This is a genomic window from Streptomyces sp. NPDC048650 (assembly GCF_043199095.1).
Taxonomy (GTDB): domain Bacteria; phylum Actinomycetota; class Actinomycetes; order Streptomycetales; family Streptomycetaceae; genus Streptomyces.
The window spans coordinates 196,610-221,103 of record NZ_JBICVM010000010.1 but is presented as its reverse complement, the minus strand read 5'-3'; the positions used below and the strand labels follow the sequence as shown (position 1 = coordinate 221,103).

At 72.5% G+C, this 24,494-nt stretch carries 21 protein-coding genes; 5 read left to right on the top strand and 16 right to left on the bottom strand.

Annotated elements, in window-relative coordinates:
* Nucleotides 1-103 precede the first annotated feature (103 nt).
* Nucleotides 104-1,945 (top strand): serine/threonine-protein kinase, encoded by a 1,842-nt coding sequence (locus ACGFML_RS26980; RefSeq protein ID WP_393547895.1) that lies wholly within the window; start codon nucleotides 104-106, stop codon nucleotides 1,943-1,945.
* A 101-nt stretch (nucleotides 1,946-2,046) separates the two neighbouring features.
* Here the strand turns inward: ACGFML_RS26980 and ACGFML_RS26975 are convergent, their stop codons facing one another.
* On the bottom strand, nucleotides 2,047-3,333 hold the full coding sequence (locus tag ACGFML_RS26975) for an adenylosuccinate synthase (protein ID WP_393547893.1): 1,287 nt from the start codon (nucleotides 3,331-3,333) through the stop codon (nucleotides 2,047-2,049).
* Nucleotides 3,334-3,569: 236 nt separating this feature from the next.
* Between ACGFML_RS26975 and ACGFML_RS26970 the strand changes: the two genes are divergently transcribed.
* Nucleotides 3,570-4,460 carry a hypothetical protein gene (locus tag ACGFML_RS26970; RefSeq protein WP_393547891.1) on the top strand — a complete coding sequence of 297 codons (891 nt, stop codon included), beginning with the start codon at nucleotides 3,570-3,572 and terminating at the stop codon, nucleotides 4,458-4,460.
* A 95-nt stretch (nucleotides 4,461-4,555) separates the two neighbouring features.
* Here ACGFML_RS26970 and ACGFML_RS26965 read toward each other — a convergent pair whose 3' ends face one another.
* Nucleotides 4,556-5,083, bottom strand: a complete 528-nt coding sequence (locus tag ACGFML_RS26965) for a GbsR/MarR family transcriptional regulator (protein WP_393547889.1) — start codon at nucleotides 5,081-5,083, stop codon at nucleotides 4,556-4,558.
* Nucleotides 5,084-5,176: 93 nt separating this feature from the next.
* Between ACGFML_RS26965 and ACGFML_RS26960 the strand changes: the two genes are divergently transcribed.
* Nucleotides 5,177-6,103: an ATP-binding cassette domain-containing protein gene (locus ACGFML_RS26960; protein ID WP_393547887.1), complete on the top strand. Its 927-nt coding sequence runs from the start codon at nucleotides 5,177-5,179 to the stop codon at nucleotides 6,101-6,103.
* Nucleotides 6,100-7,743 (top strand): ABC transporter permease, encoded by a 1,644-nt coding sequence (locus tag ACGFML_RS26955; protein WP_393547885.1) that lies wholly within the window; start codon nucleotides 6,100-6,102, stop codon nucleotides 7,741-7,743. The genes ACGFML_RS26960 and ACGFML_RS26955 overlap by 4 nt, the downstream gene beginning before the upstream one ends.
* 103 nt (nucleotides 7,744-7,846) lie before the next feature.
* Here ACGFML_RS26955 and ACGFML_RS26950 read toward each other — a convergent pair whose 3' ends face one another.
* The 13 genes from ACGFML_RS26950 to ACGFML_RS26890 all read right to left on the bottom strand — a co-directional run bounded on the left by ACGFML_RS26950 (nucleotide 7,847) and on the right by ACGFML_RS26890 (nucleotide 21,428).
* The gene (locus tag ACGFML_RS26950; protein WP_393547883.1) at nucleotides 7,847-8,503 is read right to left on the bottom strand and encodes a response regulator; all 657 of its coding nucleotides are present in this window, start codon (nucleotides 8,501-8,503) and stop codon (nucleotides 7,847-7,849) included.
* A complete protein-coding gene (locus tag ACGFML_RS26945) occupies nucleotides 8,500-9,852 on the bottom strand; it encodes a sensor histidine kinase (protein ID WP_393547881.1) in 1,353 nt (450 codons plus the stop codon). Before ACGFML_RS26945 ends, ACGFML_RS26950 begins: the two co-directional genes overlap by 4 nt.
* A 73-nt stretch (nucleotides 9,853-9,925) precedes the next feature.
* Entirely contained in the window at nucleotides 9,926-10,702 is a 777-nt protein-coding gene (locus tag ACGFML_RS26940; protein WP_393547879.1) for an alpha/beta hydrolase family protein, read from the bottom strand.
* On the bottom strand, nucleotides 10,699-11,994 hold the full coding sequence (gene kynU / locus ACGFML_RS26935) for a kynureninase (RefSeq protein ID WP_393547877.1): 1,296 nt from the start codon (nucleotides 11,992-11,994) through the stop codon (nucleotides 10,699-10,701). Before kynU ends, ACGFML_RS26940 begins: the two co-directional genes overlap by 4 nt.
* Nucleotides 11,987-12,874 (bottom strand): tryptophan 2,3-dioxygenase family protein, encoded by an 888-nt coding sequence (locus tag ACGFML_RS26930; RefSeq protein WP_393547876.1) that lies wholly within the window; start codon nucleotides 12,872-12,874, stop codon nucleotides 11,987-11,989. The genes kynU and ACGFML_RS26930 overlap by 8 nt, the downstream gene beginning before the upstream one ends.
* Before the next feature lie 194 nt (nucleotides 12,875-13,068).
* The gene (locus ACGFML_RS26925; protein WP_393547874.1) at nucleotides 13,069-13,482 is read right to left on the bottom strand and encodes a DUF3151 domain-containing protein; all 414 of its coding nucleotides are present in this window, start codon (nucleotides 13,480-13,482) and stop codon (nucleotides 13,069-13,071) included.
* Between the two features lie 37 nt (nucleotides 13,483-13,519).
* Complete coding sequence (locus tag ACGFML_RS26920) at nucleotides 13,520-15,070, bottom strand: MFS transporter (protein WP_393547872.1); 1,551 nt, start codon at nucleotides 15,068-15,070, stop codon at nucleotides 13,520-13,522.
* 172 nt (nucleotides 15,071-15,242) lie between these two features.
* Nucleotides 15,243-16,265: a class II fructose-bisphosphate aldolase gene (gene fbaA / locus ACGFML_RS26915; RefSeq protein ID WP_393547870.1), complete on the bottom strand. Its 1,023-nt coding sequence runs from the start codon at nucleotides 16,263-16,265 to the stop codon at nucleotides 15,243-15,245.
* Between the two features lie 205 nt (nucleotides 16,266-16,470).
* Nucleotides 16,471-17,013 (bottom strand): orotate phosphoribosyltransferase, encoded by a 543-nt coding sequence (gene pyrE, locus ACGFML_RS26910; protein WP_393547869.1) that lies wholly within the window; start codon nucleotides 17,011-17,013, stop codon nucleotides 16,471-16,473.
* A 10-nt stretch (nucleotides 17,014-17,023) separates the two neighbouring features.
* The gene (locus ACGFML_RS26905; protein WP_393547867.1) at nucleotides 17,024-17,884 is read right to left on the bottom strand and encodes an aldose 1-epimerase; all 861 of its coding nucleotides are present in this window, start codon (nucleotides 17,882-17,884) and stop codon (nucleotides 17,024-17,026) included.
* Nucleotides 17,885-17,954: 70 nt separating this feature from the next.
* A complete protein-coding gene (locus ACGFML_RS26900) occupies nucleotides 17,955-18,845 on the bottom strand; it encodes a carbon monoxide dehydrogenase subunit G (RefSeq protein ID WP_393547865.1) in 891 nt (296 codons plus the stop codon).
* A 112-nt stretch (nucleotides 18,846-18,957) separates the two neighbouring features.
* A complete protein-coding gene (locus ACGFML_RS26895; protein ID WP_393547863.1) occupies nucleotides 18,958-20,694 on the bottom strand; it encodes a polyamine aminopropyltransferase in 1,737 nt (578 codons plus the stop codon).
* Between the two features lie 212 nt (nucleotides 20,695-20,906).
* Nucleotides 20,907-21,428 (bottom strand): DUF2617 family protein, encoded by a 522-nt coding sequence (locus tag ACGFML_RS26890; RefSeq protein WP_393547861.1) that lies wholly within the window; start codon nucleotides 21,426-21,428, stop codon nucleotides 20,907-20,909.
* Between the two features lie 911 nt (nucleotides 21,429-22,339).
* Here ACGFML_RS26890 and ACGFML_RS26885 point away from each other — a divergent pair.
* A complete protein-coding gene (locus ACGFML_RS26885; protein WP_393547859.1) occupies nucleotides 22,340-23,533 on the top strand; it encodes a pyridoxal phosphate-dependent aminotransferase in 1,194 nt (397 codons plus the stop codon).
* 434 nt (nucleotides 23,534-23,967) lie between these two features.
* Here the strand turns inward: ACGFML_RS26885 and ACGFML_RS26880 are convergent, their stop codons facing one another.
* Nucleotides 23,968-24,453 (bottom strand): hypothetical protein, encoded by a 486-nt coding sequence (locus tag ACGFML_RS26880; protein ID WP_393547857.1) that lies wholly within the window; start codon nucleotides 24,451-24,453, stop codon nucleotides 23,968-23,970.
* Nucleotides 24,454-24,494 lie beyond the last annotated feature (41 nt).

Below are 24,494 nucleotides of genomic sequence, written 5' to 3'. Positions count from 1 at the left end.
ATCGTTCTCCCCTCGTGACGCGTCGTCGCCCGTGGTGCGATCTCGGGACGCCTAGGCTCGGACGGATGCACCGGGGACGGAACGACACGGGGAGGGCGTCCGGATGGAGGGCCTGCGGGAGCTGACCGCCGACGATCCGCACTGGATCGGGGACTACCGGCTGCTCAGCCGTCTCGGCAGCGGCGGGATGGGCCGGGTCTACCTGGCCCGTTCCGAGGGCGGCCGGACCGTTGCCGTGAAGCTGGTGAAGACCGAGCTGGCGGCCGAGGAGGAGTTCCGGGACCGCTTCCGTGCCGAGGTCGCGGCCGCGCGCCGGGTCGGCGGCCGCTGGACCGCGCCCGTCCTCGACGCCGACACCGAGGCGGAGATCCCCTGGGTCGCCACCGGCTACATCGCGGGCCCGACCCTGAAGACGGTCGTCGGCAACCGGGACGACGAATACGGCCGGGCGGGAACGTACGGCCCGCTCCCCGAGCATTCCCTGCGCCACCTCGCCTACGGCCTGTTCTCCGCCCTGACCGACATCCACGGCGTCGGGCTCGTCCACCGCGACCTCAAACCGTCCAACGTCCTGGTCACCATCGACGGCCCCCGGGTCATCGACTTCGGCATCGCGCGCGCCCTGGACGCGGTCGGCGACCGGACCCAGACCCGTACGGGCGCGGTCGTCGGCTCGCCCGGCTTCATGTCGCCCGAGCAGGTCCGGAGCCGCCGCGTCGGCCCGGCCAGCGATGTCTTCTGCGTCGGATCGGTGCTGGCGTACGCGGCCACCGGGCGGCAGCCGTTCGGCAGCGTGGCGGCCGGCGTGCACGCGGTGATGTTCAAGATCACTCAGGACGAGCCGGATCTTGCCGGTACGTCCGGGCAGATCCGCGGCCTGATCGAGGACTGCCTGGCCAAGGACCCGGCGGCCCGGCCCGCTCCCGAGGAGGTCCTCGCCCGGCTCGGCCCGGAGCCCGGCGGGCGCGCGGCCACGCCCTGGCTGCCCGGCGAACTGATCGCCGGCCTCGGCCGGCACGCGGTGCGCCTGCTGGACACCGACACCCCGCCGGGCGGCCATCCGCCGCAGCTCACCGGCACCCGGATCTCCCCCGGCCCGAGGCCGCATCCGTCCGGGCGCACCCCCGCCCGACGACGACGCTGGCTCCCCTTCGCCGCCACCGCCGTCGTCGCGGCCGCCGCCACCGCCGTAGCCGTCCCGCTGCTGACCGCCGGCACCGGCAGCGAGGGCGGCTCCGAGGGCATCCCCGACCGCTACATCGGCACCTGGTCGGGCCAGGTCCTGCGCGACGGCACGCCCACCGGCCAGCAGCGCCGCTTCGTGATCTCCCACGGCACGATCGGCGAGGTGGTCGCCAACAGCACCAGCCTCGGCGCGACCTACGAGTGCCGCAGCGACGGCAAGCTGGTCTCCTTCACCACGGACGACGGGCGCCCGGCCCTCCGCCTGGACACCACGGTCGTCCGGTCGATCCCGGCGGGCCGTTGCTCCGCCCTCGGCGAGCACACCCTGCGGCCGGGTCCTGCCGGCACCCTGACCTGGGCGGCCGCCGGCCGCACGGCCACCCTCCGCCGGGACGACGCCGTCAGCGGGACCGTCCCGGATGCCTTCGTCGGCACCTGGCAGCGCACCGACGACGGCGGCTCCGGCACCCAGCGCCTGACCATCAAGCGGGCCCCGGCGGGCAGCACGGTGCTGACCACGGTCATCGACGGCCCGGCCGGCCGCTGCACGGCACACGCCGACTTCTACGCCTCCGGGGCGGGCGCCCTCACGGTCGGCCCCTCGGTGATCGACCGCCCGCTCCCCGGCTGCGAGGCGAGCAGCACCTCCGTGCTGCGGCTGGGCGGTGACGGCACCCTGCGGCGGGAGTTCCGGGGGACGGACAAGGCGCCGCGGACGTACGGCCGGGCCCCCCACGGCCCCCCGGCCACCCCGTCCTGACAGGGCCCGCGGGCCGACGGCGGACGGCCGCGCCCCACGCCGTACGGAGAGAACTCCGGAAGGTGCGGTGCGCGGCCGTCGGGGCCGTACGCGGTCCGGTCCTACGAGAGGAACGAGTTGATCTCGATGGTCTCGTCGCGGCCGGGGCCGACGCCGATCGCGGAGATCGGGGCGCCGGACATCTCCTCCAGCGCCTTCACGTACGCCTGGGCGTTCTTCGGCAGGTCGGAGAAGGACTTCGCCTTGGTGATGTCCTCGGACCAGCCCGGCAGCATCTCGTAGACCGGCTTCGCGTGGTGGAAGTCGGTCTGCGAGTACGGGAGCTCCTCGACGCGCTTGCCGTCGATCTCGTACGCGACGCAGACCGGGATCTGCTCCCAGCCCGTCAGCACGTCGAGCTTGGTCAGGAAGAAGTCCGTGAGGCCGTTCACCCGCGTCGCGTACCGCGCGATGACCGCGTCGAACCAGCCGCAGCGGCGGTCACGGCCGGTGGTGACGCCCCGCTCGCCGCCGATGGAGCGCAGCGCCTCGCCGTCCTTGTCGAACAGCTCGGTGGGGAAGGGGCCGGCGCCGACGCGGGTCGTGTAGGCCTTCAGGATGCCGATGACGCGGCTGATCTTCGTCGGGCCGACACCGGCGCCGGTGCAGGCACCGCCGGCGGTCGGGTTCGAGGAGGTGACGAAGGGGTACGTGCCGTGGTCGACGTCCAGCAGCGTGCCCTGGCCGCCCTCGAAGAGGACGACCTTGCCGTCGTCGATGGCGTTGTTCAGCAGCAGCGTGGTGTCGGCGACGAAGCCCTTGATCTGGTCCGCGTAGCCGAGCATCTCCTCGACGACCTGCTCCGCGACGATCGCGCGGTGGTTGTAGAGCTTGGCGAGCACCTGGTTCTTGAAGTCGAGGGCCGCCTCGACCTTCTGGTGCAGGATCGACTCGTCGAAGAGGTCCTGGACCCGGATGCCGGTGCGGTTGATCTTGTCGGCGTAGGTCGGGCCGATGCCGCGCCCGGTGGTGCCGATCTTCCGCTTGCCGAGGAACCGTTCCGTCACCTTGTCGACGGTGATGTTGTACGGCGTGATCAGGTGCGCGTTACCGCTGATCAGCAACTTGGACGTGTCGACACCGCGCTCGTTGAGTCCGCTCAGCTCGGAGAGCAGGACCGCGGGGTCGACGACGACGCCGTTGCCGATGACCGGGGTGCACCCCGGCGAGAGGATTCCGGAAGGGAGAAGATGCAGCGCGTACTTCTGGTCGCCGACGACGACCGTGTGGCCGGCGTTGTTGCCGCCCTGGTAGCGCACCACATAATCAACGGATCCACCGAGCAGGTCGGTGGCCTTTCCCTTGCCCTCATCACCCCACTGAGCACCGAGCAGCACAAGTGCGGGCACAGGCGTACACCCCTTCCGGGCGGGGCATGTCCAACGTGCGTGGATGGCGTCGGCGTGCTTGTTCACGCGGACGTCATCGCTTCAGCCGTCGGACCGGTGCCCCGGAATAGACGAAGCCCCTGGCGCAATAGCGCAAGGGGCTCTTGCACCGAGATGCTACCTGAGGAAGGACCGAGGTGTCGGCGCAGCCTTCTGGGCACACCCCCGCAGACTCCGTTCGGGGGTACCCCCTGCTCGTGGTCATCGACCCGGTAGCGCGCAGTATCGACGGCGAATCCGTACGGATCGCGCGGGATGTGCTGTGTGCGGGCGCCGGGGCGAAGATCTGCCTGCCGGAGGGGCCGGAGGAATTCGCGCGGGCCCTCGCCCGGCGCGGCCAGCGCCGGCCGGTGGTGATCGGGGACGACCGCGCCCTGCTGCGGGTCGTCGGGCTGCTGCACAAGGAGCGGGAGCTGGCGCGGGTGGGCCTGTCGGTGGTTCCGGTGGGCGCGCCCGCCTCGGTCGCGCTGAGCCGGGCGCTGGGCGTCCCGACGGACACGGTGGCGGCGGCGCGGACGGTGCTGGACGGCGACGAGCGGTCGATGGACCTGCTCACCGACGACAGCGACGGCATCGTCCTGGGCGGCCTGCGGATCCCCGGCGGCGGCACGCCGGCACCGGAGACGTCCCTGCCGGGCGCGGCACACCCGGTGGAGCCCTCCCTCGGCGACCACCGGCCCTGGTGGGGTCCGGCCGCGCGGACGGCCCGTACGGCGCTGGGGCTGCTGGCGCCGGCGACGGGTCTGGGGCTCGGCGGGCGGCGCGGCCGGGTGCCGGCGCAGCGGCTGCGGATCGAGGCGGACGGCGTGGTGCTGGCGGATCTGGACCGGCCGGTGCGAGGGGTTTCGGTGCTGCCGGCGGCGGAGCGGGCGGCCTCCGGCCACGGCCCGGATGCCGACTCCGGCGGGCTGGCCGAGGTCGAGGTGCGCTGGCCGGACGAGGCGCGGCCCGTACGGGTCCGGGCGCGGGCGGTGACGGTGTCCGGCGCGGACTTCCACTACCGGGCCGACGCGGTGGTGGGCGGTCCGGTGCGGACGCGTACGTGGACGGCGCAGGCGGGGGCCTGGCGGCTGACGCTGCCGAAGTGAGCCGGCCCCCGGCACGGCGTGGGGTGGCCGGGCGGTGCCCACCACAGCCGGGTGCGCCGTCGTCCGCGGCCGTGCGGCGAGGCCTCTGAGGCCGGTCAGCTCCCCTGGCCGTCGAGCCGCAGCTGGTCGCGATGACGGCGCCAGCGCTCCATCAGCCCGCCGAGCTCACCCTGCAGGAACTCGAAGAAGGCGAGGGTCTCGGCGAGCCGGTGGCCTGCCGGGGAGCTCTCGCCGAGGCTCTGGACGCCGTCGCGCAGGGTGGCCTCCCAGCGGGTGAGGACGCTGTCCCGGCGGGTCAGGGCCTCGTACCACTGGTCGCTGTGGACGCGGTAGCGGTCGCGGCGGGAGCCGGGCTCGCGCTCACGGCTGACCATGGTGACCTGGGAGAGATAGCGGATCGCGCCGGAGACGGCGGCGGGGCTGATCCGGAGGCGCTCACCGAGCTCGGCAGAGGTCAGGACGCCGGAGTCGGAGGCCAGCAGGCAGGCGAAGACCCGGGACGGCATACGGGGCATTCCGGCGTCGACGAGCTGCGAGGCGAAGCGTTCGACGAACTCCGAGACCGCCTCGGTGTCGCGCTCGTCCACATCCCGCCGCGCCGTCTTCCGCTCCTGCTCCACCATGTCCGCATCATCTCCCCTGATCAGAACCGCAGCTCCAACTTAATACGCTTTCTTAACTTCACAAATTTGTGAATCTAACGTATCTTCAAAATCATGACGAAGGCAATCTCTTCCCCTGCCGCGATCCGGGTGGCCGGCCTCCACAAATCGTTCGGCCGCACCCACGCGCTGGATGGCCTCGACCTCAGCGTCGAGGCCGGTGAGGTGCATGGCTTCCTCGGGCCCAACGGCGCCGGGAAGTCCACCACGATCCGGGTCCTGCTCGGCCTGCTGCGCGCCGACGGCGGCACCACCGAGCTCCTCGGCAAGGACCCCTGGCGCGACGCGGTCGCACTCCACCGCCGCGTCGCCTACGTCCCCGGCGACGTCACCCTGTGGCGCAACCTCTCCGGGGGCGAGGTCATCGACCTCTACGGGAGACTGCGCGGCGGTCTGGACAGCACGCGGCGGGCCGAGCTGCTGGAGCGGTTCGACCTGGACCCGACCAAGAAGGGACGCACGTACTCCAAGGGCAACCGGCAGAAGGTCGCCCTGGTCGCCGCTTTCGCCTCCGACGTCGACCTGCTGATCCTCGACGAGCCGACCTCCGGGCTGGACCCGCTGATGGAGGAGGTCTTCCAGACCTGCGTCGCCGAGGAGCGCGACCGCGGCCGCACGGTCCTGCTCTCCAGCCACGTCCTGTCCGAGGTCGAGGCGCTGTGCGACCGCGTCAGCATCATCCGCAAGGGGCGGACGGTCGAATCCGGCTCGCTCGGACAGCTCCGGCACCTCACCCGCACCTCCGTCATCGCCGAACTGGCGGGACCGCCCAACGGCCTCGCCCGCCTCCCCGGCGTGCACGACGTCGACGTCCAGGGGCTGCGCGTCAAGCTTCAGGTCGACACCGACAAGCTCGGCCCCGTACTGCACTCCCTGAGCGAATCCGGCATCCGCAGCCTGACCAGCACCCCGCCCACCCTGGAGGAGCTCTTCCTGCGCCACTACCAGGGCGAGACCACCGAGAAGGCGGGCGCGCGATGACCGCCACAGCCGCCGCGGCCGCCCTCGCCCCGGCCCGCGGACCCCGCCATCTGGCGGGCACCGGCGCCCTGTTGCGCCTCGCACTGCGCCGGGACCGGGTGATGATCCCGGCCTGGGTGCTGGTCGTCGGACTGACCGTGGCCGGGATGGGCTCGTCCTACGAGACCCTCTACCCCACCACCGCACAGCGCGCCGGACTGGCCGCGTCGATGAACGCCAACGCCTCGCTGCGCGCGCTGTACGGGCCGGTCTTCGGCGACTCCATCGGCGGCCTCGTCGCCTGGCGGATGGCCGGCCTCGGCGCCGTCCTCGCCGCGGTGATGAGCCTGCTGATCGTGGTCCGGCACACCCGCGAGGAGGAGGAGACGGGGCGTCAGGAGCTGCTGTCGGCGGCGATGGTGGGGCGCCGCGCGCCGCTCACCGCCGCCCTGCTCACGGCCCTGGTCGCCAATGCCGCGCTCGCCGTGGTGGTCGCGGGCGGGCTCGCCGGTTCCGGGCAGCCGGCGACCGGTTCGCTCGCCCTCGGCATCGCCGTCGGCGGCGCCGGGATGCTCTTCGCGGGGGTGGCCGCCATCGCCGCGCAGCTCACCGAGAGCGCCCGGCCGGCCAAGGGCCTGACCGGCGCGGTGCTCGGCCTCGCCTTCGCGCTGCGCGCCGCGGGCGACGCCGCCACCGCGGGGGCGTCCTCCCCGCTGCTGTGGGTCTCGCCGGTCGGCTGGGCCGAGAACGTCCGCGCCTACGCCGGCGAACGCTGGTGGGTCACCCTCCTGTTCGCCGGCGGCACGGTCCTCGCGGTCGCCGCCGCCTACGCCCTGACGGCGCGTCGCGACATCGGGATGAGCTTTCTGCCGGCCCGCCCGGGCCCGGCCCGCGCGCCCCGCGCGCTGAGCGGCCCGTTCGGCCTGGCCTGGCGGTTGCAGCGCACCACCCTGCTGGGCTGGACGCTGGGGTTCCTCTGCGCCGGCGGGATCTTCGGCGGCATCGCCAAGGGCGCCTCGGACCTGGTCGGCGGCAACCAGCAGACCCTGGAGATCTTCCGACGGATGGGCGGCCAACAGGGCCTGACCGACGCCTTCCTGGCCACGATGGCCGGCATGCTGGGCATGATCGCCTCGCTCTACGCGGCCGGTTCGGTCCTTCGGCTGCACGGCGAGGAGACCGGCGGGCGCGCCGAACCGGTCCTGGCCGGCGCCGTCGGCCGCCTCCGCTGGGCCTGCGGCCACCTGGCCGTCGCCGCACTCGGCACCGTCGTGATCCTGGGTGCCGGCGGCCTGGCGCTGGGCGTCGGCTACGGCATCAGCGTCCATGACGTCGGCGCGGGACTCGGCCGGGTGCTCGGCGCCACGCTCTCCCAGGTCCCCGCCGTCTGGACGCTCACCGGGGTGGCCGTCCTCGTGCACGGCGCACTCCCCCGGGCGGCGGCCGGCGTCTGGGCCGTGGTGGGCGGCTGCCTGGCCATCGGCTGGATCGGGCCCGCCCTGAAGTTCCCCCAGTGGGCGATGGACCTGTCCCCCTTCAGCCATCTGCCCAAGCTCCCCGGCGGCCAGGCCACGGCCGCCCCGTTCCTCTGGCTGTTGGGCCTCTCGGTGCTGTTCACCGCCGTGGGGCTGGTGGGCCTCCGGCGGCGCGACATGGGCTGACCCGCCGCGCCGCCCCCAGCGTGCGCCGCCGGAGCCGTAGCGGACTCCGGCGGCGCACTTCGCGCTCCACAGGCTGTGGACAACCGTGCGCGCCGGTCGGGCGTCAGCCCCCCGGCGTCACCAGCCGAGCCTCGTACGCGAACACCGCCGCCTGCGTCCGGTCCCGCAGCCCCAGCTTCACCAGGATGCGGCTGACATGCGTCTTCACCGTGGATTCGGCGACGACGAGAGACTCGGCGATCTCACCGTTCGACAATCCCTGCGCGACCAGTACCAGGACCTCCGTCTCCCGCTCCGTCAGATCGCCGATGCGCTCCTGGGCCGGGGCGCGCGGGGTACCCAGGCGGGAGAACTCGGAGATCAGGCGCTTGGTGACGGTCGGGGCGAGCAGCGCCTCGCCGGAGGCGACGATGCGGACACCCTCGGCGAGCTGGCCGGCCGAGGCGTCCTTGAGGAGGAAGCCGCTGGCTCCGGCGCGCAGCGCCTGGTAGACGTATTCGTCCAGGTCGAAGGTGGTCAGCACGAGGACCTTGGCGTCCGCGTCGGCGGCCACGATCTCGCGGGTCGCCTCCAACCCGTTCATCTCCGGCATCCGGATGTCCATCAGCACGACATCGGGCTTGAGGACCGCCACCTTGTGCACCGCCTGCCAGCCGTCGACGGCCTCGCCGACGACCTCGATGTCCGGCATGGCGTTGAGCAGGACGGAGAAGCCCTCGCGGACCATCACCTGGTCGTCGACGATCAGTACGCGGATCATGCCGTGGTCTCCCCTGCCGTGTTCGTCACCGGAATGAACGCCGCGACCTCGAAGCCGCCGTCCTCGGTGGGCTCGGCCGTCATCTCACCACCGAGCATCTGCACCCGCTCCCGCATACCCAGCACGCCGTGCCCCGCACCCGGGGACGGCTTGGCCAGCCGGCTCGGGGCGCCGTTGACGATGCGCAGGCCCAGGCCGCCCAGGACGTAACTGATCTCCACCCGGGCGTCGGCGCCGGGCGAGTGCCGCAGCGCGTTGCTCAGCCCTTCCTGCACGATCCGGTACGCGGACAGCTCGACGCCCTGCGGTAGCGGGCGGGGCGCACCCGTGACGACCGCCTCCACGGTGAGCCCGGCGCTGCGCACGCTGGACAGCAGCGAATCGAGGCTGGCGAGGGTCGGCTGCGGGGCCTCCGGGTCCATCCCGACGAAGGCGTCCGGGTCCTCGGACCGGACCACGCCCAGGATGCGGCGCAGCTCGGTGAGGGCCGCCACGGCATTCTCACGGATCGTGGCGAAGGAGGTGGCGAGCTCGGGCGGGGTGGTCTCCACGCGGTACGGAGCGGCCTCGGCCTGGATGGCGATCACCGACATGTGGTGTGCGACGACGTCGTGCAGTTCGCGGGCGATGGTGGCGCGCTCCTCCAGGAGCGTGCGCCGGGAGCGCTCCTCGGCGGTGACGGTCTGCGTCTCGACGACCTGCCGGCGCTCCTCGCGCCAGGCCCGCACCGCGGCCGCTGCGACCAGCACCAGCCCCGAGACGAACGCCACCGGCGCCAGATCACCCATGCCGTCACCGATGAGCGCGGCCGGCACCGCCGACACGGCGAAGGTGACCAGCCACATCTCCACGGCCATCCGGGGCCGGGTGCGCAGCACCACCAGCGTCATCACCGCGAGGTGGGTGGGGAAGACGGTGCCCGAGAAGATGCTGCCGCCGTACGGGGAGAAGACGGGAGCGACCACCGACACGAGCAGCGCGAACATCGACAGCCAGTAGGCGCCCACCGGCCGGAAGAGGGTGATCGCCGCGGGGACGGCGACCAGCGCGGCGCAGCCCGTGCTGAGGATGCCGCGCACCGGCCCCTCGCCGTAGATCGAGGCGGAGGTCGCCAGGAAGACGCACGCGGAGAACAGGCCGACGGCGAGGTGCGGCAGCCAGCGTGCCCAGTTCCGGATCTTCTCGGGCAGCCACGGCACCCACCGGGCGACCTTGGCGTCCTCCAGCGGCGGCAGCGGGCGGAAGGCGAAGGCATCGACGAACAGGTCCTGGCGCAGCCGGTGCAGCGCGCCATGGGCTATCCGTGCCTCGGAACGCAGGGAGCTCTGCGTCTGGGTCGTCTCGTTCACGCAGTCAACGGTAAGCAAGACCGGCCGCGGGGGCGTCCGCTCCGCCGCGTATCTTCCGTCTCCCCCGCAGGTACTACGCGACGGAGGACCGCCCGCGCGTGCCCACCCGCGCGAGGAGCTCCCGGCAGGCCGCGGTGCCCGGGGTGACCGGCGCGTAGTGGCCGACGCCGGGCAGTTCGTGCAGGTCCGTGGCGTCCGGGAAGGCATCGGCGTAGCGGCGGGAGAGCTCCGGCGGGACGTCCGGATCGGCGGTGCCGTGCAGGATCGTGACGGTAGTCCCGGCGGGCGGGTGGCGGAGCGGGTCGGCCGCGGCCAGGCGCTCCGCGAAGCCGGGGCCGTCGCCGCCGAGGAGCCCGGCCACCGCGCCGTCGCTCAGGTCCAGCTCGTGGGCCAGCGCGAGATCGGCGACCGGCGAGACGGCGAGCACCCGGGTGGCCGGTGACTCGGAACGGGCCGCGGTGAGCAGGGCGAGGTGCCCACCCGCGGAATGCCCGACGAGGACGACGCCGCGGTGCGCCCCGCGCGCCTCGGCCACGGCCGCCCCGACCGCCGCCGCCACGTCCTCGAACGTCTGCGGCGCACCCCCGCCCGCCCCCACCCTGCGGTACTCGGCGAGCGCGACCGGCACCCCCCGCCCCGCCAGCTCGGCGGCGAGCGGTGAGAGGTGACGGCGGTCGTACGCGGCGCGCCAGAAGCCGCCGTGCAGCAGGACGACGAGCGGCCCGGCGTCGGCGCCCCACGACCCGTACAGATCCAGTACCTGGTCCGGATGCGGCCCGTAGGCCACCGACCGGTCCGGCGCCACCGGGGCGAGCCCCAGCAGCGCCGTCTCCTCGTCCGGTGCGCTCACCCGCCGGCCCCGGCCACGCCCTCTTCGGGCACCGCCCGCAGCACCTCGCCCAGCACCCACGCCGCCCGCTCCGCGTCCGCGAAGGAGGTGTAGAGCGGAGTGAAGCCGAAGCGCAGCACATCGGGGTGACGGAAGTCGCCGACCACCCCGCGCCGGATCAGCTCCGCCATCACCGCGGCGGCACCCGAGCACTCCAACGACACCTGGCTGCCGCGCCGGACGTGGTCGTACGGCGTGACGGAGCGCACCCGGCCGGGCGGCGCGTAGGCGGCGACGCAGTCGAGGAAGAAGTCGGTCAGGGCGAGGCTCTTGGACCGGACGTCCTCGACGGTGACGCCGTCCCAGACGTCCAGCGCCGCCTCCAGGGCCAGCAGCGACAGGATGTCGGGGGTGCCGACCCGGCCGCGGGCGATGCCCTCGGCCGGGTCGTAGTCGGGGGCCATCCCGAAGGGTTCGACGTGCGAGTTCCAGCCGGGCAGTGGCGAGTCGAAGCGCTCCTGGAGGCTCTCGCGCACATAGAGGTACGCGGGCGAACCGGGGCCACCGTTGAGGTACTTGTAGGTGCAGCCCACGGCGAGGTCGACGCCGCACGCGTCCAGCCCGACCGGCAGCGCACCGGCGCTGTGGCACAGGTCCCAGACGGCGAGTGCACCGGCGGAGTGCAGCGCGTTCGTGATGCCGGGCAGGTCGTTGAGTCGGCCGGTGCGGTAGTCGACGTGGTTGACCAGCGCGAGCGCGGTCCGCTCGGTGACCTCGTCGGCGATCCGCGCGGGCTCGACCGGACGCACCGCGAGACCCGTCATCCGCGCCGCCGACCTGGCGATATAGCCGTCGGTCGGAAAGGTCGTCGCGTCGACGAGGATTTCCGTGCAGCCCTTCCCGGCCATCCGGATGCCGCCGACCACGGCCTTGAAGACATTGATGCTGGTGGAGTCGCCGACCACGACCCGGCCTGGCGCCGCCCCGATGAGTGGTGCGATCTTGTCGCCGATCCGCTGGGGCGCGGTCCACCAGCCGGCCTCGTCCCAGGAGCGGATGCGCAGCTCGCCCCACTCGTGGTTGATGACATCGGCTATCCGGCCGGGCACCGAACGGGGCAGCGCGCCCAGGGAGTTGCCATCGAGGTAGACCGTGTCGTCGAGGACGAACCGGTCGCGGACCGTCGCGCCGAGCGGGTCGGCGGCGTCCAGCTGCCCGGCCTGCGCGGTGTGTTCGCGGGCGACCGCGCTGTCCTCGTGGGCCGCAGCCGTGTTCTCGGGAGTCTCGGCGGCGTTCTCGGGGGTCTCAGACATGGCTACGCGCCGTCCACAGCTCGGGGAACACGTTCTTACGGGCCCGCTTCTCCAACCAGGCCACCCCGGCGGAACCGCCGGTGCCCATCTTGGATCCCATCGCCCGCCGGGTGGCGACCAAGTGGTCGTTGCGCCATCGCCAGACCAGCTCGCCGACGTCGGTCAACGCCTCGCCCAGCCGGACCAGTTCGGACTCCTGCGGCCCGGCATAGATCTCGGCCCAGACGGCCTCGACCGCCGGATCGGGCTCGTAGCGCAGCTCCGGGTCCCGCTGGAGCACGCTCTCGGGGACGGCGTGGCCCCGGCGCGCGAGCAGCCGCAGCACCTCGTCCCACAGGCTCGGTTCCTGGAGGGCCTTCTCCAGCTCGGCGTGCTCGCGGGGCGCGCCGCGGTGCGGTACCAGCATCGACGCGGACTTCTCGCCGAGCAGGAACTCCAGCCGCCGGTACATCGCGGACTGAAAGCCGGAGCCCTCGCCCAGCGCACTGCGGTAGGCGTTGAACTGCTCCGGGGTCAACCGGGCCAGCGGCTTCCAGGCGGCGTTCAGCGCCTCCAGCTCGTAGGTGGAGCGACGCAGCGCGTCCATGGCGACCCGCACGTCGTCGCGGCGCAGCGCATCGGCGGCGGTCTGCCACTCATGGACGATGACCGTGAACCACAGCTCCATGACCTGGGTGGTGACCAGGAAGACCATCTCGCCGGGGTCGTCGGAGAGCGGGTGCTGGAGGTGGGTGAGGACGCCCGCCTGGACATAGTCCTCGTACGGGGTCGTGGTGCTGCTGCCGATGCTCAGATCGGGCGCGAACGGCGCATCCACCGTGGTTTCACGTGAAACGGTGTCGGCCGGCCCGGCCGGCGAAAACGGAGAAGGCTGCGACATGAGGGACTCCTCAGGTGCGAACTACCGGGTAGCGGTCCGCTCCTTCCTTGTCGGCTCCGGAGCCCCGGTCCCCTCGGGCGCGGATCACCGGCCCACCTGAAATCATCGGTGCAGTTCCCCGACCGCGCAAGGGCCGACCGCGATCATGCGGCCGGCCCGTTCGCCCGGGCCGCCTCCGGGCCCGGCTGCTGCCCTCAGGTCAGGGTGTCGGCCGCGGTCGGCGAGGAATCGCGCAGGAACGCCGAGCAGCGCTCGTACTCCTCCTGCTCGCCGATCGCCTGTGCGGCGCGGGCGAGGGCGTGCAGGGCGCGCAGGAAGCCGCGGTTGGGCTCGTGCTCGAACGGCACCGGGCCGTGGCCCTTCCAGCCGGCGCGGCGCAGGGAGTCCAGGCCGCGGTGGTAGCCGGTGCGGGCATAGGCATACGACTCGACGACCCGGCCTCCCTCGAACGCGTCGTCGGCGAGCTGCGCCCAGGCCAGCGAGGAGGTCGGGTACTTCGCGGCGACGTCGGACGGCGCCGTGCCCGCGGCGAGGAGCTCGCGGGGCTCGGGGTCGTCGGGCAGATGGGTCGGGGGCGGTCCCCCGAGGAGATTCTCGTGAATGGCCATGTCTCAAGTCTGCCTGGTCCCCGCCGGTCGCCGCGGGTCAGCCCGGGGACTCCCACTCATCGGCGGCCTCCCCGGGCCGCCCGGACCGGATTTCGCCCGGATCCAGCGGTGGTGCGCTCACCCCGCAGTGATACCGGCACTCCGGGTGACACGACTCCGGCGCCGTGGGCTCGGCGTGCAGCACATCACTCCGTACGGTCAGCCAGGCGATCAGCGCCCCGACCAGCAAAATCCCCGCGCACAGCGGCATCGCGCGCCGGAAGGCGGCCCCGAATTGGTCCGCCGAGCGGTATGCCTCCGGGCCGGTGCCCGAGAGCAGCGGCAGCGCGGCGACCGCCACCAGGCCCGCGGCCCGTGCCGCGGCGTTGTTGATGCCGCTGGCCAGGCCCGCCCGGTCCACGTCCACCGCCGCCAGCACGGTCGAGGTGAGCGGCGCGACCAGCGTCACCATGCCGATCCCCAGCACCACCAGCGCGGGCAGCACATCCGCCAGGTACGAGGCGTGCTCGCCGACCCGCACCATCAGCAGCATCCCGGCGGCACACAGCACCGGCCCGACGGTGAGCGGGATCCGCGGCCCGATGCGCTGGCCGAGCGCACCGGAGCGGGCGGACAGCAACAGCATCAGCACGGTCGTGGGCAGCAGCGCCGTACCGGCCTGCAGTGCGCTGTAGCCCGCCACGACCTGGAGCTGGAGCACGGAGAGGAAGAAGAAGCCGCCGAACGCGGCGTAGACACAGACCGTCACGGCGTTGACGGCGGTGAACTGGCGGATGGCGAAGATCGACGGTGGCAGCATCGGATGCGCCCGCCGCCGCTCGACCGCTACGAACGCCGCCCCGAGCAGCAGGCCGAGCACCGCCGGCACGACCACCCTCGGGCCCAGACCCCCGTCCGGCGCCGCGATCAGCGCATACGTCACCCCGGCCAGCGCCAGCGCCCCCAGCACCGCGCCCGTGACATCGAAGCCGCGGTGCTCGCCCGCCGCGCGTTCCCGGGTCTCGGGGACATGCCTCAGCGCCACCGGCACACACACCGCCGCCAGCGGCACGTTCAGGAAGAACACCCAGCGCCAGCCCGGACCGTCCACCAGCCAGCCGCCGATGAAGGGCCCGACCGCCGCGGCCACCCCGCCGAGCCCCGACCATGCGCCGACCGCCCGCGCCCGGTCGTCCGGGTGGAAGACCGCCTGCATCATCGCCAGCGAACCCGGCGTGAGCAGCGCCCCGCCCACACCCTGGAGCGCGCGGGCCATGATCAGCACTCCGGCGTTCGGCGCCAGCCCGCACAGCAGCGACGCCCCCGCGAACCACAGCACGCCGATCACGAACACCCGCCGCCGGCCGTAACGGTCGCCGAGCGAGCCGCCCAGCAGGATCAGCGAGGCGAGGGTGAGCATGTAGGCGGAGACGGTCCACTGGAGGACCCCCAGGTCCGCGTTCAGGTCCCGGCCGATGCTGGGCAGCGCGACATTGACGACCGTGCTGTCGAGCATCGCCATGCCGGATCCCAGCACGGACGTCGTCAGCACCCATCTGCCCTGGGCCGAGGACAGCCGGACCCCGCCGGGCACACTCGGTTCGCTCATACCGTGAGCATGCCCGGGCCGGCGCCCGCTCGCCCGCTCGCCCGCCCTGCGGAATGCCGAGGAGCCGCCGCGCCACACGGAAGAGCCGCTTCGCCACGCGGAACAGTCCGTCGGGAACGCGTCAGGGCCCCGCATCCCGGAGGATGCGGGGCCCTGACGAACCCTGACGGGCTTACTTGATCTTGGTGCCCGTGGAGCGCAGGTTGGCGCAGGCCTCGGTCACGCGCTTGGCCATACCGGCCTCGGCCAGCTTGCCCCAGCTGCGCGGGTCGTAGGTCTTCTTGTCGCCGACCTCGCCGTCGACCTTCAGCACACCGTCGTAGTTGCGGAACATGTGGTCCGCGACCGGGCGCGTGAAGGCGTACTGGGTGTCGGTGTCGAGGTTCATCTTGACCACGCCGTTCTCCAGCGCGGTGGCGATCTCCTGCTCGGTGGAGCCGGAGCCGCCGTGGAAGACGAAGTCGAACGGGGCGGCCTTGCCGAACTTGGCGGCCACCCCCTCCTGCAGGTCCTTGAGCAGCTCGGGACGGAGCACGACGTTGCCCGGCTTGTAGACGCCGTGGACGTTGCCGAAGGAGGCGGCGAGCAGGTAGCGGCCCTTCTCGCCCAGGCCCAGGGCCTCGGCGGTGCGCAGCGCGTCGTCCACCGTGGTGTAGAGCTCGTCGTTGATCTCGTGGGTGACGCCGTCCTCCTCGCCACCGGTCGGGGTGATCTCGACCTCAAGGATGATCTTGGCGGCGGCGGCCTTGGCGAGCAGCTCCTGGCCGATGGAGAGGTTGTCGGCGAGGGTCTCGGCCGAGCCGTCCCACATGTGGGACTGGAACAGCGGGTTCAGGCCCTTGGCCACACGCTCCGCGGAGACGTCCAGCAGCGGGCGCACGTACCCGTCCAGCTTGTCCTTGGGGCAGTGGTCGGTGTGCAGCGCGACCGTGACGTCGTACTTGGCGGCCACGACATGCGCGAACTCGGCGAGGGCGACGGCGCCCGTCACCATGTCCTTGTTGTACTGCCCGCCCAGGAACTCCGCACCACCGGTGGAGATCTGGATGATGCCGTCGCTCTCGGCCTCGGCGAAACCACGCAGCGCTGCGTGCAGAGTCTGCGTCGAGGTCACGTTGATGGCCGGGTAGGCGAACTTGCCCGCCTTCGCCCGGTCGAGCATCTCGTTGTAGACCTCGGGAGTTGCGATGGGCATCTGTCCGCTCCTTGTGTATACGGGTGTGCGTTCTTGGCCCTGACCAGGGGGCGAGGACTTCGCCGGGGCCATCTTCCCAGACTCGGTGCGTTGCTCCACATCGCCCATCCGGCCTTCATGCAAAAGGGCGGCCGGTTTCACGTGAAACCAACCGCCCCCTGTGAAACCCCGTGGTCAGGGCTCCTCGTGGCCCCAAGGGCCGCGCTCAGCCCAGGCCGAGGTCGCCGAGCTGGTAGCCGGTGATGTAGGGAAGACCCGCCTCGGCGATGGCCGATGCCGCGCCCCGGTCCACGATCGTCGCCACCGCGACGACCTCGGCACCCGCCTCGCGCGCCGCCTCGACGGCCGTCAGCGGCGAGCCACCGGTGGTGGAGGTGTCCTCGACGACCAGCACCCGGCGGCCGGTGATGTCCGGGCCCTCGATCCGGCGCTGCATACCGTGCGTCTTCTGCGCCTTGCGGACGACGAAGGAGTCCAGCCGGCGCCCCCGCGCGGCGGAGGCGTGCAGCATCGACGTCGCGACCGGGTCGGCGCCGAGCGTCAGCCCGCCGACGGCGTCGTAGTCCAGGTCCGCGGTGATGTCCAGCATCAGCCGGCCGACCAGCGGAGCGGCCTCGCCGTCCAGCGTGATCCGGCGCAGGTCGATGTAGTAGTCGGCTTCCTTGCCGGAGGAAAGCGTCACCTTGCCGTGCACCACGGCCTTGTCCTTGATCTGCTGCAGCAGCTCGCCGCGCACGTCGTCACTCATGCGCACGAGCTTAGGCGGTGCCCCCGGCCAGGCTCCGCCAGCTCCAGGTCGTGGAGACCTCCAGCGGATCGATGGGCGTGACCAGGCGAGGAAGCGTGTTGAGCCCGTTGGGCGGGCCCGACTGCGGCTCCACGCAGACCGCCGCCTCCTGCTCGTCGTAGACCACGACCCACTCGGCCCGCCCGGCGACCGTCAGCTCCAGCCGCCCCGGCCAGGTGAGGGTGACGTCCACGCCCTCCGGCATCCCGAAGCAGTCGTCCCACGGCCCCGCCTCGGGCGGGATCCGCCGGCCGGTCGGGAGATGGTCCGCGCCCCGCTCCTCCTGCCACGCGGCGGCGAAGTCGACGGTGACGTCCGCGCCGCCGTCGCCCAGGTTCCGCAGGAACCACGGGTGCCAGCCGACCTGCGCCGGGAAGGAGTCGGCGGACGCCTCGACGCACAGGGTGAGGGTGAGCGAGCCGCCGTCCTCGGCGAGCTCGACCACCTGCGTCACCGTCCCCGGATACGGCCAGGGGGCGGCCGGGTCGGCGAGTTCGTAGGTGAAGACGGCCTGCGTCGCGCTGGTCCTGGCGGTCCGCCAGCGCAGGTCGCGGCCGGTGCCGTGGATGGCGTGGGGCGCGGCGTTGACCGGCATCCGGTGCAGCTCACCGCCGTTGCGGAAACGGCCGTGGTCGATCCGGCCGCACCACGGGACCATCGGGAAGCTGCCGTACTTGTCGCCCTGCCGCAGCAGTTCCAGGCCGTCGACACGGAGGCTGCCGACGCGGCAGCCGTTTTCCGGATGCACGGTCACTTCGGCGTTCCCGGCGGCCAGCCGGACACCCTTGGACGGCGTCCGCGAAGCGCTCTGCGTGGTGTTGTCGGTACTCACAGGGCCGACCCTAACGGTGGGCAGCCACGCGGCGCCCGCACCCGCTCCGACCCGATCCGAACCGACCCGCTCAGCGGCGCCGGCGCAGCACACGCCCGACGACCACGGCGGACGCCAGCACCACCGCCGCGGCGGGCGCCGCCCAGCGCAGCGTCGCCGAGGCGCTGTTCACCTCGGGCGGCGGCACCGGCGCGTACCGTCCGCGCGGCGGCGCATGGTCGACCTCCTCGGCGCTGCGCCCGATCATCGTCCGGCGCGCATGGGCGGCCTCGGCGGGCGACTCGTCGTCCGCGTCGCCGTCGTAGGCGTGGTCCGCATCCCGCGCGGCGGCGCCGTCGAGTGCGGCGTCCACGTCATCGAGGTCGTGCACATCGTCGAGCTCACGGCCGGGCCGGGCGTCCGCTTCGCTGCCCGGATCGAGCGACGGCGGCAGCTCGGCCTCGAAGACGCCCCGCCCGGTGTCTTCGCCGGCCGGGGTCTCCGGCGAGGCCTGGACCGGCCGCTGCTCCAGATCGCCCGCCAGGTTCTCCGCGAAACGGTCGAGCAGCCGGCGACCCGCGGTCTCGGCGGACCGGTCGGTGGCCTCGGCGAGGCGGCCGTCGCTGCGCAGCGCACCGGAGCACGCCAGAGTCGTACCGGGCGCGGGCTCCGCCGTCGGTGTCAACCGCACGGTGAGTGTCAGCGCGACCGCACCGTCGCCGCGCGACTCGGTGCCCTTCGCCTCGAAGATCAGCGCGGCGTCGTCCGCGGCGTCTCTGCCGCCCTCGTCCGCAATCGTCAGCGTGCCGCGGTAGGTGATGGTGGAGCTGCCGATACGCAGTCGGAGACGGCCCTGAGGGATGCTCGGCGCCGCGTCGGCGTCGAGCTGGACTCCTGGGACACAGCGGGCCACCCGCTCCGGCTCGGTGAGCGCCTGCCGCACGGTCCTGACGGGAAACGGAACGAACACCTCATGCTCCATGGCATGGGAGCCTACCCAGCGCCCCCCGGCACCGTGCCTGCCCCCGCGCAACTTTCTGCGCTCCCCGCCGGATCGCCCCGGTCCGGCCCCTGCGGGCGTACCCTGCCCGCGCTCACTCGCGGTACTGCGGGTGCATCAGCGTCGAGGGCCGTACGGACCGGATCCGCTGGCCGGCCATGTCGCGCTCGCCGGCCCGCAGGCCGTCGTCGGTGACGGCCGCCAGCGGGGGCGCGTCCGGTGCCAGCCCCAGCCGCGGCTGACGCCATGCGGCCAGGACGAAGCCCCAGAACCTGGGCCGCCGCGCGGCCGGCGCCGGATTCTCGCCGCCCGGTGCGCGGTGCGGCGGCGACCCGGCCGGTCCGAGGGCACGGTCCGGGGCCCCGGAGAAGCCGGCGAACCGCCCCGGGGCGCGGTACGGCACCGTCGCCAGGCCCACCGAGCGCACCGTCGCCTCGACCGTCCAGTACGAACGCGGTCGCTGCGCCGGCGCCCCGGCGTGCACCACCATGCGGCCGTCAGTGGCCAGCACCCGTGCGGTGAGCCCGAAGAACTCCTGGGAGTAGAGCTTCGTGCTCGAGGTGATCCCGGGATCGGGAAGGTCGGAGACCACGACGTCATAAGGCCGCGAAGCCCGGCCCGCGACGGCCTCCCCGTCCCGCTTGCGCAGCCAGTCGAAAGCGTCCGCGGTCACCGTGTGCACCCGGGGGTCGCTCAGCGAGTGGCGGTTGAGACGGGTGAGGCCGGGGTCCGTACGGGCCAGCCGCAGGAGCCCGGGGTCGAGTTCGACGACGGTGACCGAACGGACCGCGCGGTAGCGGAGGATCTCGCGCACGGCCAGTCCGTCACCGCCGCCGAGGACCAGCACCCGGCCGTGCGGGCCACCCGCCATCGCCGGGTGCACCAGCGCTTCGTGGTAGCGGAACTCGTTGTCCGCGCTGACCCGCAGGCGGCCGTCCAGATACATCTCGAGCGGTCGGCCGGAACCTTTCCTCCCCCGCCCCGCACCGGATCCGCCGCCCGTGCCACCGGTCATCACGACCTCCTGGACGCCGGTCTGGACCGCGACCCGCACCGCCGAGCCGTACACCGCGCGCCGGGCGGCCTGTTCGAAGGACGAGGCCAGCAGCGTGCCTGTGGCGAGCAGCGCGAGGACCAGCACATTGACCAGGAGCAGCAGCCAGCGTCCGCGGGCGCTCAGATCGCGGCGGAAGAGCCACAGCACCAGCGCGCCGCCGGCCACCGCGTTGACCCCGCCGGTGACCAGTGCGCCGGTCAGCTGGCCGAGGCGGGGCAGCAGCAGAAACGGGAACGCCAGCCCGCCGACGAGCGCACCGACGTAGTCCGCGGCGAAGAGGTCGGCGACCGCGCCGCCGGCGTCCTGCCGGCGGACCCGCTGGATCAGGGTCATCAGCAGCGGCACCTCGGCCCCGATCAGGGCACCGATCGCCAGAGAGAAGCCGACGAGCGCGGAGCGGGACTGGCCGAACCAGGCGAAGCAGGCGTAGAGCGCCATCGCGGAACCGCCGCCGACCAGTGCGAGGAGCGCCTCGACCACGCCGAAGCCGGCCGCCGCACGGCAGCGCAGCCGCTTGGCCACGAGCGCGCCGATGCCCATGGCGAAGACCATGACGGACAGCACGACCGATGCCTGGGTGACGGAGTCGCCGACCAAGTACGTGGCGAGTGCGACCAGTTCGAGCTCGTAGACCAGTCCGCAGGCGGCGCAGACGAAGACGACGGCGAGGACGAGCAGACGGCCGAGCCCGGACGGCACTGGCAGCCGTGCCGGTGCCATGGCTTCCGGCGGCCCGAGGGCGCCGGTGAGGACGGGCTCTGGCGGGTCGATCATGAAATGAACGCTACGTGACGGTTCCGTACGCTTTTGTCACCCACACGAGTGCAGTCTCCGTTCTACACACAAGTCATTGCCGCCCATGTTGATACGCACGGGGCATGTCGTCATGCACAGGGCATATGTCGCGTCGCGGCGGAGATGCCAGGACACCGCGCCCGGGGAGTCCCGGCGCGACGACGCCGGGCACGCCCGCTGTCGGACCCCGTCTAGACGGCCGCGACCGCCGCCCGTACGCCCACTCGTGTGCGGGTGGCCACCAACCGCCCCTCCTGTGGATACGCATGCCAGGTCCGCCAGCGCACCTGGCCGTGCTGGCGCTGCGCCAGCATCGCGGTGAAGGCGTGCGGCGATCCGGGGAACGTCCCCGCAAGGCCGTGCGGATGCTCGGCGACCAGCGCCAGCAGCTCCTGGGCCCGGCCGGCGAACGAACCGCGCGACAACGTCTCCACATGCGCGGCGAATTCGTATTCCCAGTCACCCAGCCGCTTGGCCACACCGAGCGGCAGAGGGGTGCTGCTGCCCGGCATACAGGCGACCGTCTCGGAGCAACTGCCGTGTTCCTCCTGGAGAAGCACCTGGTGAGAGGCTCCGAGCAGTCTCAACTGAACCAGCGAGTCGTCGAGTTGGAGGTCGAGCACCGCCAGCGCCGGCAGGGGCTCCCTGCCGAGGGCCCAAGCGAGGTCGGAGGCACGGGTATCGGTGTATGCCGTTTTCAGGGTGGTGAGCATGGGTCGGCTCCACAAGCACGCAAATGGATGGTGGGCCGGCCCGCCCGAGAAGGAACAGGCATGTACGACTGCCTGCCGGCTTGTGCCCACGTGGGATGCGAGAACTGGGGGATTCTCTGAGGGAAGGGAATCACGGATGAGAGGTCGACCACAGCCGTTTTACCCATCTTCGATGGGTTTCCATCCCCTAGAGGGCTCCTCAGTTCAGTTGTTCAACACGCAAGCGTCAGAAGGATGTTGGCCGTACCACCGCGGCACGCCGCGCGCATATGCGGTCAAGCATGAGCCGCGTGCATGTGTGCAGTTGGGGAGGGCACCGACCGTCACGGAAAGGGGCGCCGGGGCAAGCCGGAACGGCCGCCCCGGGTACTCCGGAACGGCCGTCGGTCATGCACCGGCGCAGGCGGGCGGCCGGCTCAGCAGCCCCTGCCGCCCCGCGGCCCCCGGCCGGGCTCAGGAACCCCCGCCCCCGCCGCCGCAGCCACCGCCACCACCGCCGCCTCCACCACAGCCGCCGCCACCGCAGGAGGAACCCCCGCCGCAGCCGCCCCCGCCGTGGTGACCGCCATGGTGACCGCCGGACGATCCGCAGCTGCTGCCGCCGCCACCGCCGGCCCACCAGCTGCCGCCGCCACGACCGCCGCGCTTACGACCGCCGCCACTGCCCCGCGAGGCCAGGCTCACCAGCCACACAACCAGCAAGCAGATCAGCAGAAAGATCGTGATTCCCATCCGCCTCACACTCCTTTCTCTCCCCCGAAGCGAGGCATCCGCTCCGTCCGGCGCCGTGTGCGCCGCTGGCCGCCTTCCCCGGCGGCCGTCACTGTCTGTTGTGCGGAGCTGATGCCCGGAGCCCCGGGAGCTCAAAGCACAGTTGAGGAACTCCAGAGGTTCGGCGGAGGATGGCCCGCATGGACCGACCGCTGCTCAACCGCCGTCTCGCCGAATTCGGCACCACGATCTTCGCCGAAATGTCGGCACTCGCCCTACGGACCGGCTCCATCAACCTGGGCCAGGGCTTCCCCGACACCGACGGCCCCGAAGAGGTCAGAGAGGCGGCGGTCCGCGCCCTGCGCGACGGCCGCGGCAACCAGTACCCGCCCGGCCCCGGCATCCCCGAGCTGCGCACCGCCGTCGCCGCCCACCAGGACCGCTTCTACGGGCACCTCGGCCTGTCCTACGACCCCGACACCGAGGTCCTGGTCACCGCGGGCGCCACCGAGGCCATCGCCGCCGCGCTCCTCGCGCTCCTCGAACCGGGCGACGAGGTCATCGCCCTGGAGCCCTACTACGACTCCTACGCCGCCTGCATCGCCATGGCCGGCGCCCGGCGCGTCCCGGTGACCCTGCGCCCCGACCCGTCGGCCGGCTCCTACCACCTCGACCTCGACGAGCTCCGCGACGCCGTCACCGACGACACCCGCCTGATCCTCCTCAACACCCCCCACAACCCCACCGGCACCGTCCTCACCCACGACGAACTCGCCGCCGTCGCCGAACTGGCCGTGGCACGCGACCTCCTCGTCATCACCGACGAGGTCTACGAGCACCTGGTCTTCGAGGGCGAGCACATCCCGCTCGCGTCGTTCCCCGGTATGCGCGACCGCACCGTCAGCATCTCGTCCGCCGGGAAGACCTTCTCCTTCACCGGCTGGAAGGTCGGCTGGATCACCGCCGCCCCCGAGCTGATCGGCGCCGTCCGCTCGGCGAAGCAGTTCCTCACCTATGTCTCCGCCGGCCCCTTCCAGTACGCCGTCGCCGAGGCCCTCGCCCTCCCCGACGCGTACTACACCGCCCTGCGCGACGACCTCCGCGCCAAGCGCGACATCCTGGCGACCGGCCTCACCGACGCCGGCTTCCAGGTCTTCCGCCCCTCCGGCACCTACTTCATCACCACCGATATCCGCCCCCTCGGCGCCGAGCTGTCCAAAGAAGGCGACGGCTTCGCCTTCTGCCGCGCCCTCCCCGAACGCGCCGGCGTCGTCGCCATCCCGAATGCGGTCTTCTACGACCACAAGGACGAAGGCGCACCCTTCGTACGCTTCGCGTTCTGCAAGCGCGAGGAGGTCCTGCGGGAGGCGGTCGGACGGCTGCAGAAGCTCTGAGGCTTTTTGGGGGGAGCCGCCGGGCATGACGTCCGACCGCTACGCGCCGCAGCCCTCGGGCGGCGGCGCTTGCGGGTCGGTGCCACCGGCGGCTCTTCCGGTCACCGTAGAAATGGTCCCAGAGGTCCTGGAGGCAGGCGTAGCGGCGGCCGTGCTTCCAGGCGAAGACGCCGGTCACGGCGACCCGCTCGTCCCGGAAGACGGACCGCTACTGCGGGGCGACCGGCATGGCGTCGAAGTCCTCGAAGAGATAGGCGTAGACCTGCGCGAGCGGACCGCCTTCTGGACCACCATCCCGAATTTGCCCTTGCCGAGCAGCTTGCCGCGCGTCTTGGCGTCCAGATTGCTACTGAACCGCTCCACCCCCTCCACATGGCCGTGGGCTTCCTTGGCCGCCTTCGCCAAGTGGTCGGTGTGTGCCTTGAATCCCTTGCTCACGCGGCACCCGCCGCCGCACCCAGTGCCGCGTCAACGCCCTTGAGAACAAGGCCGGACACGGCTTTTTCGATCTCGGCCTGGAACGGCTCGATCGCCATGGTGACGAGTTCGGCGAGGTGGACATCCTCGATTTCCTGGATGACGGCCCTGATGATGCGTTTGCCGATCTCGATGGCTGCCGCCTCGGCGGCAGCCGCGATACCGAGGGTCGCCACGGTCGCGGCCGCTGCCGCCGCCATCTCGACGGCGGTGACGACCAGTTGGGCGATGACCACTCCCTCGGCCACGACCACGCCGGTGGCCGCGACCTCCAGCGCGGTGGCCGGCACGTCACAGCAGTTGGTCAGGACTGTGTGGTGCTGGGCGGATGCCTGTTCCCAGCGGCTGAGCAGGGCATCGTAGGACGCCCCCTCGTAAGCGTCCGCAAGCCCCTTCAGCGTGGAGTCCAGCCCGCTGTGCCCCTCCGCGAGGCCCTGCGACAACGCCGCACGACGGCCAGGACACCAGGGCGGGCCCCGCACAC

What these genes read in the sequence shown, in the direction of transcription:
- ACGFML_RS26980 (WP_393547895.1), top strand. Translation starts at nt 104, where the DNA reads ATGGAGGGCCTGCGGGAGCTGACCGCCGACGATCCGCACTGGATCGGG.
- ACGFML_RS26965 (WP_393547889.1), bottom strand. Translation starts at nt 5,083, where the DNA reads ATGGTGGAGCAGGAGCGGAAGACGGCGCGGCGGGATGTGGACGAGCGC.
- ACGFML_RS26960 (WP_393547887.1), top strand. Translation starts at nt 5,177, where the DNA reads ATGACGAAGGCAATCTCTTCCCCTGCCGCGATCCGGGTGGCCGGCCTC.
- ACGFML_RS26955 (WP_393547885.1), top strand. Translation starts at nt 6,100, where the DNA reads ATGACCGCCACAGCCGCCGCGGCCGCCCTCGCCCCGGCCCGCGGACCC.
- ACGFML_RS26950 (WP_393547883.1), bottom strand. Translation starts at nt 8,503, where the DNA reads ATGATCCGCGTACTGATCGTCGACGACCAGGTGATGGTCCGCGAGGGC.
- kynU (WP_393547877.1), bottom strand. Translation starts at nt 11,994, where the DNA reads ATGTCTGAGACCCCCGAGAACGCCGCCGAGACTCCCGAGAACACGGCT.
- ACGFML_RS26930 (WP_393547876.1), bottom strand. Translation starts at nt 12,874, where the DNA reads ATGTCGCAGCCTTCTCCGTTTTCGCCGGCCGGGCCGGCCGACACCGTT.
- ACGFML_RS26925 (WP_393547874.1), bottom strand. Translation starts at nt 13,482, where the DNA reads ATGGCCATTCACGAGAATCTCCTCGGGGGACCGCCCCCGACCCATCTG.
- ACGFML_RS26920 (WP_393547872.1), bottom strand. Translation starts at nt 15,070, where the DNA reads ATGAGCGAACCGAGTGTGCCCGGCGGGGTCCGGCTGTCCTCGGCCCAG.
- fbaA (WP_393547870.1), bottom strand. Translation starts at nt 16,265, where the DNA reads ATGCCCATCGCAACTCCCGAGGTCTACAACGAGATGCTCGACCGGGCG.
- pyrE (WP_393547869.1), bottom strand. Translation starts at nt 17,013, where the DNA reads ATGAGTGACGACGTGCGCGGCGAGCTGCTGCAGCAGATCAAGGACAAG.
- ACGFML_RS26900 (WP_393547865.1), bottom strand. Translation starts at nt 18,845, where the DNA reads ATGGAGCATGAGGTGTTCGTTCCGTTTCCCGTCAGGACCGTGCGGCAG.
- ACGFML_RS26895 (WP_393547863.1), bottom strand. Translation starts at nt 20,694, where the DNA reads ATGATCGACCCGCCAGAGCCCGTCCTCACCGGCGCCCTCGGGCCGCCG.
- ACGFML_RS26890 (WP_393547861.1), bottom strand. Translation starts at nt 21,428, where the DNA reads ATGCTCACCACCCTGAAAACGGCATACACCGATACCCGTGCCTCCGAC.
- ACGFML_RS26885 (WP_393547859.1), top strand. Translation starts at nt 22,340, where the DNA reads ATGGACCGACCGCTGCTCAACCGCCGTCTCGCCGAATTCGGCACCACG.